The sequence below is a fragment of the Cellulomonas sp. KU4C genome, assembly GCF_056868065.1.
In genome coordinates this window covers 1,457,887-1,472,962 of sequence record NZ_CP200322.1, presented here as the reverse complement: position 1 = coordinate 1,472,962, position 15,076 = coordinate 1,457,887, and the positions used below count along the sequence as shown (strand labels likewise).

Annotated in this window: 11 protein-coding genes and 3 pseudogenes; 6 read left to right on the top strand and 8 right to left on the bottom strand. The window is 76.0% G+C overall.

Annotation, left to right across the window (positions count from 1 at the left end; genetic code table 11):
• Positions 1–9: 9 nt before the first annotated feature.
• The 7 genes and pseudogenes from folE to AC1VL8_RS06970 form a co-directional block, all read right to left on the bottom strand.
• Positions 10–606, bottom strand: coding sequence for a GTP cyclohydrolase I FolE (gene folE / locus AC1VL8_RS07000; RefSeq protein ID WP_483074653.1), 597 nt, complete (start codon positions 604–606; stop codon positions 10–12).
• A gap of 2 nt (positions 607–608) precedes the next feature.
• Entirely contained in the window at positions 609–2,639 is a 2,031-nt protein-coding gene (gene ftsH, locus AC1VL8_RS06995) for an ATP-dependent zinc metalloprotease FtsH (protein ID WP_483074652.1), read from the bottom strand.
• Positions 2,640–2,766: 127 nt separating this feature from the next.
• Complete coding sequence (hpt, locus tag AC1VL8_RS06990) at positions 2,767–3,306, bottom strand: hypoxanthine phosphoribosyltransferase (protein WP_483076201.1); 540 nt, start codon at positions 3,304–3,306, stop codon at positions 2,767–2,769.
• A 109-nt stretch (positions 3,307–3,415) separates the two neighbouring features.
• Positions 3,416–4,504: a tRNA lysidine(34) synthetase TilS gene (tilS, locus tag AC1VL8_RS06985; RefSeq protein WP_483074651.1), complete on the bottom strand. Its 1,089-nt coding sequence runs from the start codon at positions 4,502–4,504 to the stop codon at positions 3,416–3,418.
• 1 nt (position 4,505) lies between these two features.
• Positions 4,506–5,444 (bottom strand): annotated as a pseudogene (locus AC1VL8_RS06980) (zinc-dependent metalloprotease); the annotation flags it as partial.
• A 107-nt stretch (positions 5,445–5,551) separates the two neighbouring features.
• Positions 5,552–5,803 carry a D-alanyl-D-alanine carboxypeptidase gene (locus tag AC1VL8_RS06975; protein WP_483076200.1) on the bottom strand — a complete coding sequence of 84 codons (252 nt, stop codon included), beginning with the start codon at positions 5,801–5,803 and terminating at the stop codon, positions 5,552–5,554.
• Between the two features lie 100 nt (positions 5,804–5,903).
• A pseudogene (locus AC1VL8_RS06970) lies at positions 5,904–6,680 on the bottom strand (D-alanyl-D-alanine carboxypeptidase); the annotation flags it as partial.
• A 446-nt stretch (positions 6,681–7,126) separates the two neighbouring features.
• Between AC1VL8_RS06970 and AC1VL8_RS06965 the strand changes: the two are divergent.
• Positions 7,127–7,624 (top strand): inorganic diphosphatase, encoded by a 498-nt coding sequence (locus AC1VL8_RS06965; protein ID WP_213281274.1) that lies wholly within the window; start codon positions 7,127–7,129, stop codon positions 7,622–7,624.
• A 66-nt stretch (positions 7,625–7,690) separates the two neighbouring features.
• Here the strand turns inward: AC1VL8_RS06965 and AC1VL8_RS06960 are convergent, their stop codons facing one another.
• Entirely contained in the window at positions 7,691–9,073 is a 1,383-nt protein-coding gene (locus tag AC1VL8_RS06960) for a C40 family peptidase (protein ID WP_483074650.1), read from the bottom strand.
• A 532-nt stretch (positions 9,074–9,605) separates the two neighbouring features.
• Here AC1VL8_RS06960 and AC1VL8_RS06955 point away from each other — a divergent pair.
• From AC1VL8_RS06955 to AC1VL8_RS06935, 5 genes and pseudogenes are all read left to right on the top strand, one after another.
• A complete protein-coding gene (locus AC1VL8_RS06955) occupies positions 9,606–10,925 on the top strand; it encodes a bifunctional o-acetylhomoserine/o-acetylserine sulfhydrylase (protein ID WP_389233084.1) in 1,320 nt (439 codons plus the stop codon).
• 86 nt (positions 10,926–11,011) lie between these two features.
• Positions 11,012–12,182, top strand: a pseudogene (gene metX, locus AC1VL8_RS06950) (homoserine O-acetyltransferase MetX).
• Between the two features lie 23 nt (positions 12,183–12,205).
• The gene (locus AC1VL8_RS06945; RefSeq protein WP_483074649.1) at positions 12,206–13,027 is read left to right on the top strand and encodes a maleylpyruvate isomerase N-terminal domain-containing protein; all 822 of its coding nucleotides are present in this window, start codon (positions 12,206–12,208) and stop codon (positions 13,025–13,027) included.
• Between the two features lie 79 nt (positions 13,028–13,106).
• Positions 13,107–14,069, top strand: coding sequence for a zinc-binding dehydrogenase (locus tag AC1VL8_RS06940; protein ID WP_483074648.1), 963 nt, complete (start codon positions 13,107–13,109; stop codon positions 14,067–14,069).
• A gap of 9 nt (positions 14,070–14,078) precedes the next feature.
• Positions 14,079–15,047 carry an alpha/beta hydrolase gene (locus tag AC1VL8_RS06935; protein ID WP_483074647.1) on the top strand — a complete coding sequence of 323 codons (969 nt, stop codon included), beginning with the start codon at positions 14,079–14,081 and terminating at the stop codon, positions 15,045–15,047.
• Positions 15,048–15,076 lie beyond the last annotated feature (29 nt).

Sequence of the window (15,076 nt, the reverse complement as noted above, 5' to 3'; positions counted from 1 at the left end):
GGAGGCCGGTCAGCGCCCGATGACGAGGCTCATCGCCTCGGCCCGGGTGGCGGGGTCGCGCATCTGCCCGCGGACCGCGGAGGTCACGGTGCGCGACCCGGGCTTGCGGACGCCGCGCATCGACATGCACAGGTGCTCGCACTCGACGACCACGAGCACGCCGCGCGGCTGGAGCACCTCGACGAGGGCGTCGGCGATCTGCCCGGTCAGCCGCTCCTGCACCTGCGGCCGGCGCGCGTACACGTCGACGAGCCGCGCGAGCTCGCTCAGCCCGGTGACCTGCCCGCCCGGCCCGGGGATGTAGCCGACGTGCGCGACGCCGTGGAACGGCACGAGGTGGTGCTCGCAGGTGGAGTACACCTCGATGTCCTTGACCAGGACCATCTCCTCGTGGCCGATGTCGAAGCTCGCGCTCAGCACCTCGGCCGGGTCCTGCCGGAGGCCCGCGAAGATCTCCTGGTACGCCCGGGCGACACGCGCCGGGGTGTCGCGGAGCCCGTCGCGGTCCGGGTCCTCGCCGACCGCGAGCAGCAGCTCGCGGATCGCCGCCTCGACGCGCGGCGCGTCGTACGCGGGCACGTCCCGCGGGGCGCGGTCCTCGGGCACGGTCAGGCGTCCGGGGTCTGGTTCGGCGGCACCTCGACGACGCCCACGGCGGGGTGCTCGTCCTTGGCGGCCGCGGCCTCGTCCTGCGGGACGACCGGGTGGCCGTCCTGCTCGGCCTGCTCGGCGGGGGTGAGCACCGGCGGGCGGTGCGACACGGCACGCTGCTCGCTGGACAGCCACACCTCGCGCGGCGGGCGCTTGGTGATCGGCTCGAAGATCGTGGCGAGCTCGGCCTGGTTCAGCGTCTCCTTCTCGAGGAGCTCGAGGACCAGCGCGTCGAGGACGTCGCGGTACTCGACGAGGATCTCCCACGCCTCGGTGTGCGCGGCGTCCATCAGCCGGCGCACCTCGACGTCGACCGTCGCGGCGACCGACTCGGAGTACTCGCGGCCGTGGCCCATGTCGCGGCCCATGAAGACCTCGCCCGAGTCCTGCCCGAGCTTGACCGCGCCGACCTGCTCGCTCATGCCGAACTGCGTGACCATCTTGCGGGCCGTCGCGGAGGCCTTCTCGATGTCGTTGCTGGCGCCGGTGGTGGGGTCGTGGAACACGAGCTCCTCGGCGACGCGGCCGCCCATCGCGTAGGCGAGCTGGTCGAGCAGCTCGTTGCGCGTCGTGGAGTACTTGTCCTCCGTGGGCATGACCATCGTGTAGCCGAGGGCGCGGCCGCGCGGCAGGATCGTCACCTTGGTCACCGGGTCGGTGTACCGCAGCGCCGCCGCGACCAGGGCGTGGCCGCCCTCGTGGTACGCGGTGATCTTCTGCTCCTTGATCTTCATGACCCGGGTGCGCTTCTGCGGGCCGGCGATGACGCGGTCGATCGCCTCGTCCAGCGCGCGGTTGTCGACGATCTGCGCGTTGGAGCGGGCGGTCAGCAGCGCGGCCTCGTTGAGCACGTTCGCCAGGTCCGCGCCGGTGAATCCCGGCGTGCGGCGGGCGACGGCCTCGAGGTCGACGTCGGTCGCCATCGGCTTGCCCTGCGCGTGCACGTGCAGGATCCGCTCGCGGCCCTTGAGGTCGGGCGCCTCGACGGAGACCTGCCGGTCGAACCGGCCGGGGCGCAGCAGCGCGGGGTCGAGGATGTCGGGGCGGTTGGTCGCCGCGATGAGGATGACGTTCGCGTTGACGTCGAAGCCGTCCATCTCGACCAGCATCTGGTTGAGGGTCTGCTCGCGCTCGTCGTGCCCGCCGCCCATGCCGGCGCCGCGGTGCCGGCCCACGGCGTCGATCTCGTCGATGAAGATGATCGCGGGGGCGTTCTCCTTGGCCTGCGTGAACAGGTCGCGGACGCGGCTGGCGCCCACGCCGACGAACATCTCGACGAAGTCCGAGCCGGAGATCGAGTAGAACGGCACGCCCGCCTCGCCGGCGACCGCGCGGGCCAGCAGGGTCTTGCCCGTCCCGGGCGGCCCGTACAGCAGCACGCCCTTGGGGATCTTGGCGCCCACCGCCTGGAACTTCGCGGGCTCGGAGAGGAACTCCTTGATCTCCTGCAGCTCCTCGACGGCCTCGTCCACGCCGGCGACGTCCGCGAAGGTGACCTGCGGCGACTCCTTGGACACGAGCTTCGCCTTGGACTTGCCGAACGACATCACCCGCGAGCCGCCACCCTGCATGGACGACATCAGGAACCAGAACAGGCCCAGGATGATGACGAACGGCAGCACGAGAGTGAGCAGGCTCGCCCACCACGACTGCTGCGGGACGTCCGAGGTGTAGCCGCCCTCCGGGTCCGCGTCCGCGATCGCCTCGACGACCGACGGGCCCTGCGGCGCCACGTAGAAGAACTGGACGCTCTTCCCGAGGTTCTCGTCGTCCTTGACGAAGTCGTCGGCCAGCGTGAGGTCGACGCGCTGCGACCCCTCGGTGATCTTGGCCTGCTCGACCTTCCCGTCCCGGATCAGCTCGAGGCCGTCGGAGGTGTCGATCCGCTGCACGCCCGAGGACATGAAGGCGCTGGCGCCGATCCACAGGATCACGACGGCGACGATGATCCACAGGACGGGTCCGCGGGTGAGGCGCTTGAGAGTCATGGGCAGACGGGGGCGTGCCCCCTCGTCCCTCCGGTCGCAGGGGTGGAGGTTGTGAAGTTACACGCTGGACCTGGGCCGCAGCGGGTCTGTTCGCCCAGGGCTGGACCGCCCCGCGCCGCCGGACCCGTCAGGACGAGTAGACGTGCGGCGCGAGCGTCCCGACGAACGGGAGGTTGCGGTACTTCTCCGCGTAGTCCAGGCCGTAGCCGACGACGAACTCGTTCGGGATGTCGAAGCCGACGTAGCGGACCTCGACCTCGACCTTCGCGGCGTCGGGCTTGCGCAGCATGGTCGCGATCTCGACCGAGGCCGGGCCCCGGCTGCGCAGGTTCGCCAGCAGCCAGGACAGCGTGAGGCCGGAGTCGATGATGTCCTCGACGATCAGCACGTGCCGGCCGGTGAGGTCGGCGTCGAGGTCCTTGAGGATGCGCACCACGCCCGAGGACTTGGTGCCGGAGCCGTAGGACGACACCGCCATCCAGTCCATCGCGAGCGGCGTGCTGATCCGGCGGGCCAGGTCGGCCATCACCATGACGGCGCCCTTGAGCACCCCCACCAGCAGCACCTCGCGGCCCGCGTAGTCGGCGTCGATCTGCGCCGCGATCTCGTCCAGGCGGGTGCCGAGCTGCTCCTCGGTCAGGAGCACGCGCTCCAGGTCCCGGCCCATGTCGTCCGCGTTCACCGCTGCGGTCTCCCTCGTGGTCTCGCTCGTGCTCGGTGGTGGTCCCGCACCCGCGGCCGGCGGGTCCGCGCGGCCTCGGGCACGCCGCTCCCGGTCAGGTCGACGGGGGTTCGACGCGCAGCGCAAGCCTGCCACACGTCCGCGACGCGCCCACCCGGCCGGGCAGGTGCAGCGGGCCCTGGCCGTGCCAGTCGACGACGAGGCCCGCGAGGGCGCGCACGTGCTCCCGCGTGACGGCGCCCGGGGGCGCGCCCGCCAGCACCGCCGCGGACCGCAGCACCCGGCCGAGCAGCGCCGCGGGCGCCGTCTCGAGCGCGGCGACCTCGAGCAGCACCGCGCCGTCGGCCGGCGCGGGCATCGCCGGCACCGGGTCCGCCGCGGGCACCGGGTCCGCCGCCGCCACCGGGTCCGCCGCCGGCACCAGCGCCCGCCGCAGCAGCTCCGCCGCGAGCGCGTCGAGCGCGTCCGCGTCCTCGCGCAGCAGCGCCGCGGTCCGGGCCAGGGCGGCCGCGACCCCGGGCCCGAGCTCGCGCTCCAGCACCGGCAGCACCCGCGTGCGCACCCGCGACCGCTGCGGGGCCGTCGGGTCGTCCTCGGCCGGGGCGTTGGTCGGGTCGTGCCAGGGGTCGAGCCCCTGCGCCGCGCACGCCGCGACGGTCGCGGCCCGCGGCACGGTCAGCAGCGGCCGGCGCAGCAGCCCGCGCACCGGGGCCATGCCGGCCAGCGACCGGGCTCCCGACCCCCGCGCGAGCCCGAGCAGCAGGCCCTCCGCCTCGTCGTCGCGGGTGTGCCCGACCAGCACCGCGGCGGCGCCGAGCCGGGTGGCCGCCTCGTCCAGGGCGGCGTACCGGGCGTCCCGGGCCGCGGCCTCGGGCCCGCCGACGCCGGCGACGCCGACCCGCACCACCTCGACCGGGTCGAGGCCGAGCCCCCGGCACGCCGCCGCGGCGCGCGCGGCGACGGCGTCGCTGCCCGGCTGGAGCCCGTGGTCGACCACCACCGCGCCGACCCGCCAGCGCCGGCGGCCACGCCGGGACGCCACGAACGCGGCGCCGGCCGCGAGCGCCAGGGAGTCGGCGCCGCCCGAGCACGCGACCAGCACGAGCGCGCCCTCGGGGACGTCGTCCAGCGCGGCCTCGACGGCGCCGCGGACCTGCGCGACCGCGGGGTGCGGGCCGGCCACGTCAGCCGTGCACCCGGCGCACCCAGGCGACCGGCTCGGCGATCTCGGCGGCGGTCGGCAGCACGTCCGGGCCCGCGAACACCGCGTTCAGCCCGTCGGTGCCCACCGCGCGGCGGACAGCGCGCACGAACCGCGCGCCGTCGCGGTACTGCGCGAGCTTGACGTCGGTGCCGAGCACGGCCCGCAGCACCCGGCGCATCCCGCCCGCGCCACCCCCGCCCTGGGCGCCACCGTGCGCGCCACCGCGGGCGCCACCGCGCCGGGCCTCGAACCGGCGGCGGATCCGGCGCACCGACGGCACGACCGAGCGCCCGACCGCGTCCATCGTCACGTCCGCGTGCCCCTCGAGCAGGGCCATCACGGCACCGACCTCGTCCAGGACGACGCGCTGCCGCGGGTCGAGCAGGTCGACCAGCGACCGGGGCAGCACGGACCGGCCGCCCCGCGCGGACCGACCTCCCCGCTCCTCGGCCAGCAGCGTCCCGACGCGGTCGGCGAGGTGCTGCGCCAACCAGGGCGCGGCGGCGAACTGCTGCGCGTGCGTCTGCTCGTGCAGCGTCACCCAGAGCCGGAAGTCCGCGGCGTCCACCCCGAGCGCGCGCTCGACGACGAGCACGTTCGGCGCGACGAGCAGCAGCGTGCCGCGGCCCGCCCACGGGTCGTACTGCCCGAGCACCGCGCCGGACAGCAGCCCCAGCACCCCGGCGACCTCCCCCGCGCCCGCCGCCCCGCGCAGCCCGCGCCGCTCGGGCACGCCGATCCGGCCGGTGAGCGCCGCGAGCGAGCGGACGTTGGCCCGTGCCCACGAGGACCGGTCGACCACGCGCACGTCCAGGTCGCGCGCCGGCGGCCCGAGCCGGGTGATCCGCGCGACGTGCTCGGCGGCGACCGGGGCGGCCGCGCGGAGCGCCGCGACGACGTCCTCGCGCTCGGCGCGCGTGGCGACCGGCCCGGGCCGCACCGCGCGGGCGGCGAGCCGGGCGGCCAGGTCCCAGTCGACGGCCGGCTGCACCCGACCACCGTAACCAGGCCGGGCGTCGGGGTCGGTCACCCCCGGCAGCCGCACCCCGCCAGCGCGGTGACGAACCCGTCGATCGCCTGCCGCGGCTGGTACTGCCCGACGGCGCCGGTCTGGTCGGCCATCACGACGAACAGCAGCAGCCGGCCGTCGGCGTCGAGCACCGACCCCGCGAGCGAGGTGACGCCGGCGAGGCTGCCGGTCTTCGCGCGGACCAGGCCCGCGCCGGCGCCGTCCCGGAACCGGTCGGTGAGGGTGCCGGTCAGGCCGCCGACGGGCATGCCCGTGCCGATCTCGCGGAAGCTCGGGGTGCGCGGGGTCGACGACCCGCTCCAGCAGCCCGAGCAGCAGGTCCGGGGGCAGCGCGGAGCCGTCGGCGAGGCCCGAGGCGTCCGCGAGCGCCGCGCCGGTCGTGGGGACGCCCAGGGTGCCGACGGTCCGCAGCACCGCCTGGGTCGCGCCCTCGAACGAGCCGGGCAGGTCGAGGTCGAGCGCGACCATCCGCGCGACGACCTCCGTGATCGTGTTGTCCGAGGTGTCGAGGAAGTACTGGGTCACCTCGGACACCGGCGCGGACGACACCACGCCGAGCACGTCGCCGGTCGCGGGCTCGCGCACCCGCGTCGGGGTGCCGGTCACGGTGATGCCGACCTCCCCGAGGCGCGCGGCGAGCTCGGTGGCGGCGTGCATCGCCGGGTCCGTGCGGCGCGGCGGGTACTCGCCGGCGGTGATCTTGGCGATGTCGACCGCGACCGGCGCGACCGGGGCGACGAACCCGTTGGAGAGGTCCGAGGGGCTCCAGCCCGGCGAGACCGACGGCCCGCTGAACAGGGTGTCGTCCAGCGCGAGCGTCACGGTGTCCCGGCCGACGAGCCGCAGCTGCAGCGCGACCTGCGCCGCCAGGTCGGCGAGCCCGGCGCGCCCGTTGACGGCCGCGGGGTCGCCGGTGCCGGCCGCGAGCATCATGTCCCCGCCGCCGACCAGCACGATCTGGTCGCCCGCGCCCTGGCGGACGGTGGTGTCGAACGTCCGGTCCGGGCTGAACCGGGTGAGCGCGGCGACGCCGGTGACGAGCTTCGCGGTGGACGCCGGGGTCCGGGCCTGCTCGGGGGCGTTGGCGGCGAGCACGTCGCCGGTGAGCGCGTCGGCGACGACCACGCCGACCGTGGGGCCGACCCGCGGGTCGGTGACGAGGCCCTGCACGAGCGCCTGCACCTGCGCGGCGCCCGGTGTCGCCGCCGCGGCGTCGAGCTCCGGCAGGACCGTCGCCGACGTCCGGACCGTGCTCGCCCCGGGGGCGGTCGGGAACGGGGCCGCCGGCGCGGGCTCGGGTGCGAGGGTCACCACGCCGGGCACGACGTCGTAGGCGTCGGCGGTGGCGTACGCGCCTCCTGCCAGCACCAGCACCAGCGCCGTCACGCCCACCGCCCGGCCCGCGCCCGCCACCGGACCACCCGCTTCCGCACTCTCGTCGGCGTCGCACGCCCGCCGCGCGTCGTCCGTGCGTCACACTAGGGGCTGGAGAGCGGTGTGCCGGCACCTGGCACGCCGTCGTGAGCAGCTGCCCGCCACGGCCTCGGCCGGGCGGCGACGAAGGAGCGGGTGTGGAGTTCGACGTCACGATCGAGATCCCGAAGGGCCAGCGGAACAAGTACGAGGTGGACCACGCCACCGGCCGCATCCGGCTGGACCGGATGCTGTTCACCTCGACCCGCTACCCGGACGACTACGGCTTCATCGACGGCACCCTCGGCGAGGACGGCGACCCGCTGGACGCCCTGGTCCTGCTCGAGGAGCCGACGTTCCCGGGCTGCCTGATCCGGTGCCGCGCGCTCGGCATGTTCCGGATGCGCGACGAGGCCGGCGGCGACGACAAGGTCCTGTGCGTGCCGACCGGTGACCAGCGCGCCGCGTGGCGCCAGGACATCGACGACGTGTCGGACTTCCACCGCCTCGAGATCCAGCACTTCTTCGAGGTCTACAAGGACCTGGAGCCCGGCAAGTCCGTCGAGGGCGCGCACTGGACCGGCCGCGCCGAGGCCGAGGCCGAGATCGAGCGCTCCCGCCAGCGCGCGATCGACGCGGGCTACGACCAGCACTGACTCCCCGCACGACGAGAGCCCCGGCGCACCTGGACCAGGTGCACCGGGGCTCTCGTCGTCGGCGGGTCAGACCCGGCCGGCGTAGGCCATCGTGTTGGCGTAGCGCATCGCGGCGATCCGGACGGGCTTGCCCTCGCTGGGAGCCTCGATGATCTGGCCGCCGCCGATGTACATGGCGACGTGGTAGACCGACGACGCGTCGTTCTGGTTCGTGCCCCAGAACACGAGGTCGCCCGGCTGGAGGTCGGCGTAGGCGATCTTCGTGACCTGGCGGTACTGGTCGCGGGAGGTGCGGTTCAGCGCCTTGCCGCCGGCGCGCCACGCGCCCTGGGTCAGGCCGGAGCAGTCGTAGCCGTTGGGGCCGGTGCCGCCCCACAGGTAGGGCAGGCCGAGGCGGGCCTTCGCCCAGTCGATCGCGGTCTGCGCGCCGCTGGCCGCGGGCGGCGGGGTGGCCGCGGGCGGGGTGACGGGCTTCGCGGGCGGCGGGGTCGGCGTGGCCGGCGGCGTGCTGGTCGCCGGGGGCGTGCTGGTCGCCGGCGGGGTCGACGTCGCGGGCGGCGTCGACGTGGCGGGCGGCGTGCTCGTCGCCGGGGGCGTCGTGGTGCCCGCGCCCGTGCCGCCGGCGGCCGGCGTGCCCGTCGTGGGCGGCGGCGTCGCGGTGCGCGCGGCCTGAGCAGCGGCCTCGGCGCGCTGGCGGCGCTCGGCGTCGACCTGGTCCTGCCGGGCCTGCTCGACCTCGGTGCTGGTGGCGCGTGCGGCGGCGAGCTGGACGATCAGGCCCTGCCGCTCGGTCTGCGCGGAGGCGACCGCGGCCTGGGCGGCGACCTGCGCGTCCCCGGCGGCCGCGAGCGCGGACTCGGCCTGCGTGGCGGCCTCGGCCTGCGTCGCCGCGGCGGCGTCGGCGGTGGCCTGGAGCGTGGTGGCGACCTGCTCGGCGGCGAGGTAGCGCTGCACGGCCTGGTCGGCCTTGGTGCTGACGTGCGACAGCGCCTCGCTGCGCTCGACGACGTCCTGGAACCCGTCGGCGGACACCAGCGCCTGGAGGGTGTCCATCGACCCGCCGGACCGGGCGGCCTCGCGGGCGATCGCGACGAGGGTCGCGCGGGCGGACTCGAACTGCTCGGCGGCGGTCGCGGCCTGCTCGGCGGCGCGCTGCGCGTCCTGCTGGGCGGCGGCGAGGTCGGCCTGCGCGCGGGCGTACTCCTCACCGGCCTGCTGGACGGCGATCTCGGCGGTCTCGGCCTGGGTGCTGAGCTCCGCGAGGCGGACCTCCATCTGGGCCACGGCGCCGGACGCGCTGGTCACGGCGCGGCGGGCGTCCCGGACGTCCTGGTCGCTGACGTCGGGGTCGGCGACGGCGGCACCGCCCGCGGGCACGAGGAGCACCGCCGCCGTGACCACCGCGGCTGCTCCGCGCGCTGCTCGCGCCCGTGTGTTCGTCCGCACCATGCACACCCTTCGTCGTCGGGCTGCCCGCGGCGCCCGCACCGCGCACCGCACCGCGGTGGCTCGCTCGGCGACCCTCGGGAGCCGGTCCTCCGGCTCGCCCCGCGGGAACGCTACCGGCTGGGTTCACAGAAGTGAACACCAGTCACACCGTTCACATGAGTCACAGCGGCGTGGTTCGGGACGAACCGGACATCGGGGGTCACGTTTCACCCGCACGAGCAGGTCGCGGCCCCCGCGAGCAGTGAACGCGCGCCGAAAATGGACAGCGCGTCCCAGTCTTTGAGACGGCCGTTCCGCGACCGCGACCCCTCTCCGTACTGTGGGCGACATGTCCTGCCGAATGTGTCGCTGACCAGCGCACGCTCGGCTGTGCCCGCAGACCGGTCCACCCGGCCTCGCGGACCCGGCTCCCCCGCCGCCAGGCTCCACGCCGGCCGGGAGCCGCACACCGGCACCTGACGGCCCGGCCGCTCCTGGCACGACCCGCGTGCGCTCCCCCCGTCCCGCACCGCCGCCCGACCAGGAGACACCCGTGACCCAGCCCCAGTGGTCCTTCGAGACCCGCCAGATCCACGCCGGCCAGACCCCCGACAGCGCCACCGGCGCCCGGGCGCTGCCGATCTACCAGACGACGTCCTACGTGTTCCCCGACGCCGGCGTCGCCGCCGACCGGTTCGCGCTCAAGGACCTCGGCCCGATCTACACCCGCATCGGCAACCCCACGGTCCAGGCCGTCGAGGACCGGATCGCCTCCCTCGAGGGCGGCGTCGGCGCGCTGCTCGTCGCCTCCGGCCAGGCCGCGGAGACCTACGCGATCCTCAACGTCGCCGAGGCCGGCAGCCACGTGGTCGCCAGCCCGTCCCTGTACGGCGGCACGTACAACCTGCTGCGGCACACCCTGCCCCGGTACGGGATCGAGACGACGTTCGTCACCGACCCGACCGACCCGCAGGCGTGGCGCGACGCGGTGCGCCCGAACACCAAGGCGTTCTTCGCCGAGACCGTGCCGAACCCCCGCCAGGACGTCCTCGACATCGAGGCGGTCGCGGGCGTCGCGCACGCCGCCGGGGTGCCGCTGATCGTCGACAACACGGTCGCGACCCCGTACCTGATCCGCCCGCTCGAGTGGGGCGCCGACGTCGTCGTGCACTCCGCCACCAAGTACCTCGGCGGCCACGGCACCGCGATCGGCGGCGTCATCGTCGACGGCGGCACGTTCGACTACGGCGCCGACCCCGAGCGGTACCCCTCGTTCAACCAGCCCGACCCGTCCTACGACGGCCTGGTGTTCGCGCGCGACCTCGGCTCCGGCGGCGCGTTCGGCGTCAACCTGTCCTACGTGCTCCGCGCCCGGGTGCAGCTCCTGCGCGACCTCGGGGCGGCGATCAGCCCGTTCAACGCGTTCCTCATCGCCCAGGGCCTGGAGACGCTGTCCCTGCGCATCGAGCGGCACGTCGCCAACGCGCAGCAGGTCGCCGAGTGGCTCGAGGCCCGCGACGACGTGCTGTCGGTGACCTACGCCGGCCTGCCGTCGCACCCGCAGCACGCGCTCGGCCGCAAGTACGGCCCGCGCGGCACGGGCGCGGTGCTCGCGTTCGAGATCGCGGGCGGCGCCGAGGCCGGCCAGGCGTTCGTGTCCGCGCTCGAGCTGCACTCCAACGTCGCGAACATCGGGGACGTCCGCTCGCTCGTGATCCACCCGGCGTCCACCACCCACAGCCAGCTCACCCCGGAGGAGCAGGCCCTGTCCGGCGTCACGCCCGGGCTGGTGCGCCTCGCGGTCGGCCTGGAGGGGATCGAGGACATCCTCGCGGACCTCGACGCCGGCTTCCGCGCCGCGAAGGGGGCCTGACCGCTCCCGTGACCCCCGCCACCACCCCGACGGGCGCCGTGACCCCCACGGCGCCCGTCGGCGCACCGACGTCAGGACCCCACCGCGTGCCCGAGCACCGCACCAGCACCCCCCGCCGCCGCGTCCCGGACGCCGCGCCCCCGCGCGCGTCGTCCGCCTGGCGCGCGGGCGACCCCGTGGGCCGCCGGCAGTTCCGCGACCTCGGGCCGCTGGACCTCGAGGCCGGCGGCCGGCTGCCCGCCGTCCGGCTCGCCTACGAGACCTGGGGCACCCCCGCGCCCGACGGGTCCAACGCGGTGCTCGTGCTGCACGCGCTGACCGGCGACTCCCACGTCACCGGGGACGCCGGACCCGGGCACCCCACGCCCGGCTGGTGGTCGACGCTGGTCGGCCCCGGCGCGCCGATCGACACCGACCGCTGGTTCGTCGTCGCCCCGAACGTGCTCGGCGGCTGCCAGGGCAGCACCGGCCCCGCGAGCCCCGCCCCGGACGGCGCGCCCTGGGGCAGCCGGTTCCCGCAGCTCACCGTCCGCGACCAGGTCGCCGCCGAGCTTCCGGCTCGCCGACGCGCTCGGCATCGGGTCGTGGGCGCTGGTCGTCGGGGCCTCGATGGGCGGTCAGCGCGCCCTGGAGTGGGCGGTCACCGCGCCCGACCGCGTGCACCGGCTCGCCGCCATCGCCACCACCGCGCAGACCTCCGGGGACCAGATCGCCTCGTTCCACACGCAGCTCGCGGCGCTGGCCGCCGACCCGCGGTTCCGGGGCGGCGACTACTACGACGCCCCGGACGGCGAGGGCCCGCACACCGGGCTCGGGCTGGCCCGGCAGATCGCGCACCAGACCTACCGCAGCGCCGCCGAGCTCGACCAGCGGTTCGGCCGGATCCCGCAGGGCGGCGAGGAGCCGCTGGCCGGCGGCCGGTTCGCGGTGCAGTCCTACCTGGACCACCACGGCGACAAGCTCGCCCGGCGGTTCGACGCCAACACCTACGCCGTGCTGACCCGGTCGATGATCACCCACGACCTCGGGCGGGACCGCGGCGGCGTCGAGGCGGCGCTCGCCACGGTGACCGCGGACACCCTGGTCGTGGCGGTCGACAGCGACCGGCTGTTCCTGCCCGCCCAGTCCGCGCGGATCGCCGCGGGCGTGCCCCGCGCCCGGCCGCTGGCGACGCTGCACACCCCCTACGGGCACGACGGGTTCCTCATCGAGCACGACCAGCTCGGCCCGCTGGTCCGCGCGCACCTGGCGGGGTGACCCCGGCGTGGCAGTCTGACCCCATGACGCGAACCGGGGACGTCTCCGCGCAGGCCGAGGTGCTGCGCCGCCAGTGGCAGACGCTGCGCACGTGGGTCGGCGAGGCCGTCCGCGAGGGTGCCGGCACCGCACCCAGCGTGCTCGACGGCTGGTCGGTCGCGGACCTGGTCGCCCACCTCGGGCGGGCGATGAGCGCGCTGGCCGCCTGCGAGCCGGTGCCCACCGGGACGATCCCGCTGTCCCTGGCGGAGTACCTCGGCACCTACGCCGGCCGCGCCGCCGACATCGACCGCGTGACGCGCGAGCTCGCCGCGGAGATCGCCGACGACCCGCTCGCCCACGTGGACGCCCTGGTCGCGGCCGCGTTCGCCCGGCTCGACGAGCTGGGGCCCGCGGACCGGGTCGTCCAGGCCCGGCGCGGCCCGGTGCTGCTGTCCACGATGGTCACCTCCCGGCTCACCGAGCTCGTCGTGCACGCCGACGACCTGCAGCGCTCCCTGGCCCGGGCCCGCGGCGCCGCGCCCGGATCCCGCGCGGAGCTCGGCACCGGCGTGGGGCCGCTCCCGGGCGTGCCCGGGCAGGCGGTGGGTTCCGAGGGGCTCGGCGACGGCGTCACCGCCGCGGGCCCGCTGGACGGCGACGCCCTCGACGTCGTCGCGACCGAGCTGCTGCGGATCGTCCGCGCCCGCGGCGGCTGGGACCTCGAGATCGTCCAGCCGCTGACCTGGGTGCGCCTCGCCGCCGGGCGGGTGCCCTACGACGTCGACGTCCTCGCCGCGGCCCTCACCCCCCGCTTCCCCTCGGACGCGGTCCCCGACCTGGGCCGCATGCTCCCCCTCCTCTGACGGCCTCACCCGCACCCGGCTCGCGGGTGCGGGCAGGTGGGGTGGCGCGGAGGGTGTCGTGGGTGGTGAGGTGGGGGCTGTGCTCGCCGCCACCGTGACCCGGTTCTCGCCCCACGACCCGCTCGCCGGGCTGACCGTCGGGGAGCACCCCGCCCCCGAGCCGCGCGAGCACTGGACCACGGTCGACGTGCGCGCGGCCGCGCTCAACCAGCACGACCTGTGGTCGCTGCGCGGGGTCGGCCTGCGCGCGGAGCAGCTGCCGATGGTGCTCGGCACCGACGCCGCGGGCGTGACCGCCGACGGGCGCGAGGTCGTCGTGCACGCGGTGGTCGGCGGCGCGAGCGGCCACGGCGTCGGCCCGGCCGAGCCGCGGTCGCTGCTCTCCGAGCGGTACCCGGGGGCGCTCGCCGAGCAGGTGGCGGTCCCCACCTGGAACCTGGTCGACAAGCCCGCCGGCATGACGTTCGCCGAGGCCGCGTGCCTGCCGACCGCCTGGCTCACCGCCTACCGGATGCTGTTCACCACCGGCCGCGCCCAGCCGGGCCAGCGGGTGCTGGTGCAGGGTGCGGGCGGCGGCGTCGCCACGGCGGCGATCCGGCTGGCCGCCGCCGCGGGCCTCGAGGTCTGGGTCACCAGCCGCGACGCGGAGCGCCGGACCCGCGCGCTGGCCCTCGGCGCGGCCGCCGCGGTACCCGGCGGCGAGCGGCTGCCCGACCGCGTGGACCTGGTGATCGAGACGGTCGGCGCGGCCACCTGGTCGCACTCGGTGCGGTCGGTCCGGCCCGGCGGCACGATCGTCGTCGCCGGCGCCACCACCGGGGACCCGGAGCGCATGGAGATCCAGCGGCTCTTCTTCCTCGAGATCGCGGTGCTCGGCGCGACGATGGGCAGCAAGCAGGACCTCGAGCAGCTGCTGGCGTTCCTCGCGCGCACCGGGGTGCGGCCGGTCGTCGACTCGACGGTCCCGCTGGCCCGGGTCGGCGAGGGCCTGGCCCGCCTGGCCGGCGGCGCGCAGTTCGGCAAGATCGTCGCCGAGGTCTGAGGGGGCAGCATGGCCGGGCGGTGGCGGACCGACGTCCTGGGCGAGGACTACCGGGTGCGGACCCTCGAGCTCGCGCCCGACGACGAGGGCGAGGTCGTCGCGAGCCTGGTGCGCTACGCGCCGCCGACGCCCGAGCCCGTCCGCCCGGCGCGCGCCGTGGTGTACCTGCACGGCTGGTCGGACTACTTCTTCCAGACGGGGCTCGCGGAGTTCTGGCACGCGCAGGGCGCCGCGTTCTACGCCCTCGACCTGCGCAAGTACGGCCGCAGCCTGCGCCCGCACCAGACCCCGGGCTACGTCGACGACCTGCGCACCTACGACGAGGACATCGAGGCGGCGCTCGACCAGGTCCACCGCGACCTCGGCACCCGGGCCCGCGTGATGCTGATGGGCCACTCCACCGGCGGGCTCGTCGCGTCGCTGTGGGCGAACCGGCACCCCGGCCGGCTGCACGGCCTGGTGCTCAACTCCCCGTGGCTGGAGCTGCAGGGCGCGGCCGTCGTCCGGCACGTCAGCGCGCCGGCGGTGCAGCGGCTCGCGCGGATCCAGCCCAAGGTGCCGCTGCCGAACATCGACCCCGGGTTCTACGCCCGGACCCTGCGCGCGGCCGACGGCGGCGAGTGGACGTACGACGACGCGTGGCGGCCGGTGCCGTCGTTCCCGGCACGCGCCGGGTGGCTCGCCGCGATCCTCGCGGGGCACGCCGAGGTCGCCCGCGGGCTGCACATCGCGGCCCCGGTGCTGATGCTCGCGTCCGACCGGACCGTCATCAGCCCGCGCTGGAGCGAGGACATGCGGTCCGCGGACGTGGTGCTCGACGTCGAGCTGCTCGCGCGCCGGTCCGTGCAGCTCGGCCCGGTCGTGTCGGTGGTGCGGATCGCGGGCGGCGTGCACGACCTGACGCTGTCCGCCCCGCCGGTCCGCGCGCGGCTCTACGCCGAGATCAGCCGGTGGGCGGCCGCGTACGGCTGGTCCTGACCGGCCCGGACCGCCCGCCCCTCCGGCCG

Bases quoted from the DNA above. Each gene is read 5' to 3' on its own strand.
- AC1VL8_RS06935 (WP_483074647.1), top strand. From the start codon at position 14,079: ATGGCCGGGCGGTGGCGGACCGACGTCCTGGGCGAGGACTACCGGGTG.
- hpt (WP_483076201.1), bottom strand. From the start codon at position 3,306: ATGGGCCGGGACCTGGAGCGCGTGCTCCTGACCGAGGAGCAGCTCGGC.
- AC1VL8_RS06960 (WP_483074650.1), bottom strand. From the start codon at position 9,073: ATGGTGCGGACGAACACACGGGCGCGAGCAGCGCGCGGAGCAGCCGCG.
- ftsH (WP_483074652.1), bottom strand. From the start codon at position 2,639: ATGACTCTCAAGCGCCTCACCCGCGGACCCGTCCTGTGGATCATCGTC.
- AC1VL8_RS06975 (WP_483076200.1), bottom strand. From the start codon at position 5,803: ATGCCCGTCGGCGGCCTGACCGGCACCCTCACCGACCGGTTCCGGGAC.
- AC1VL8_RS06945 (WP_483074649.1), top strand. From the start codon at position 12,206: ATGACGCGAACCGGGGACGTCTCCGCGCAGGCCGAGGTGCTGCGCCGC.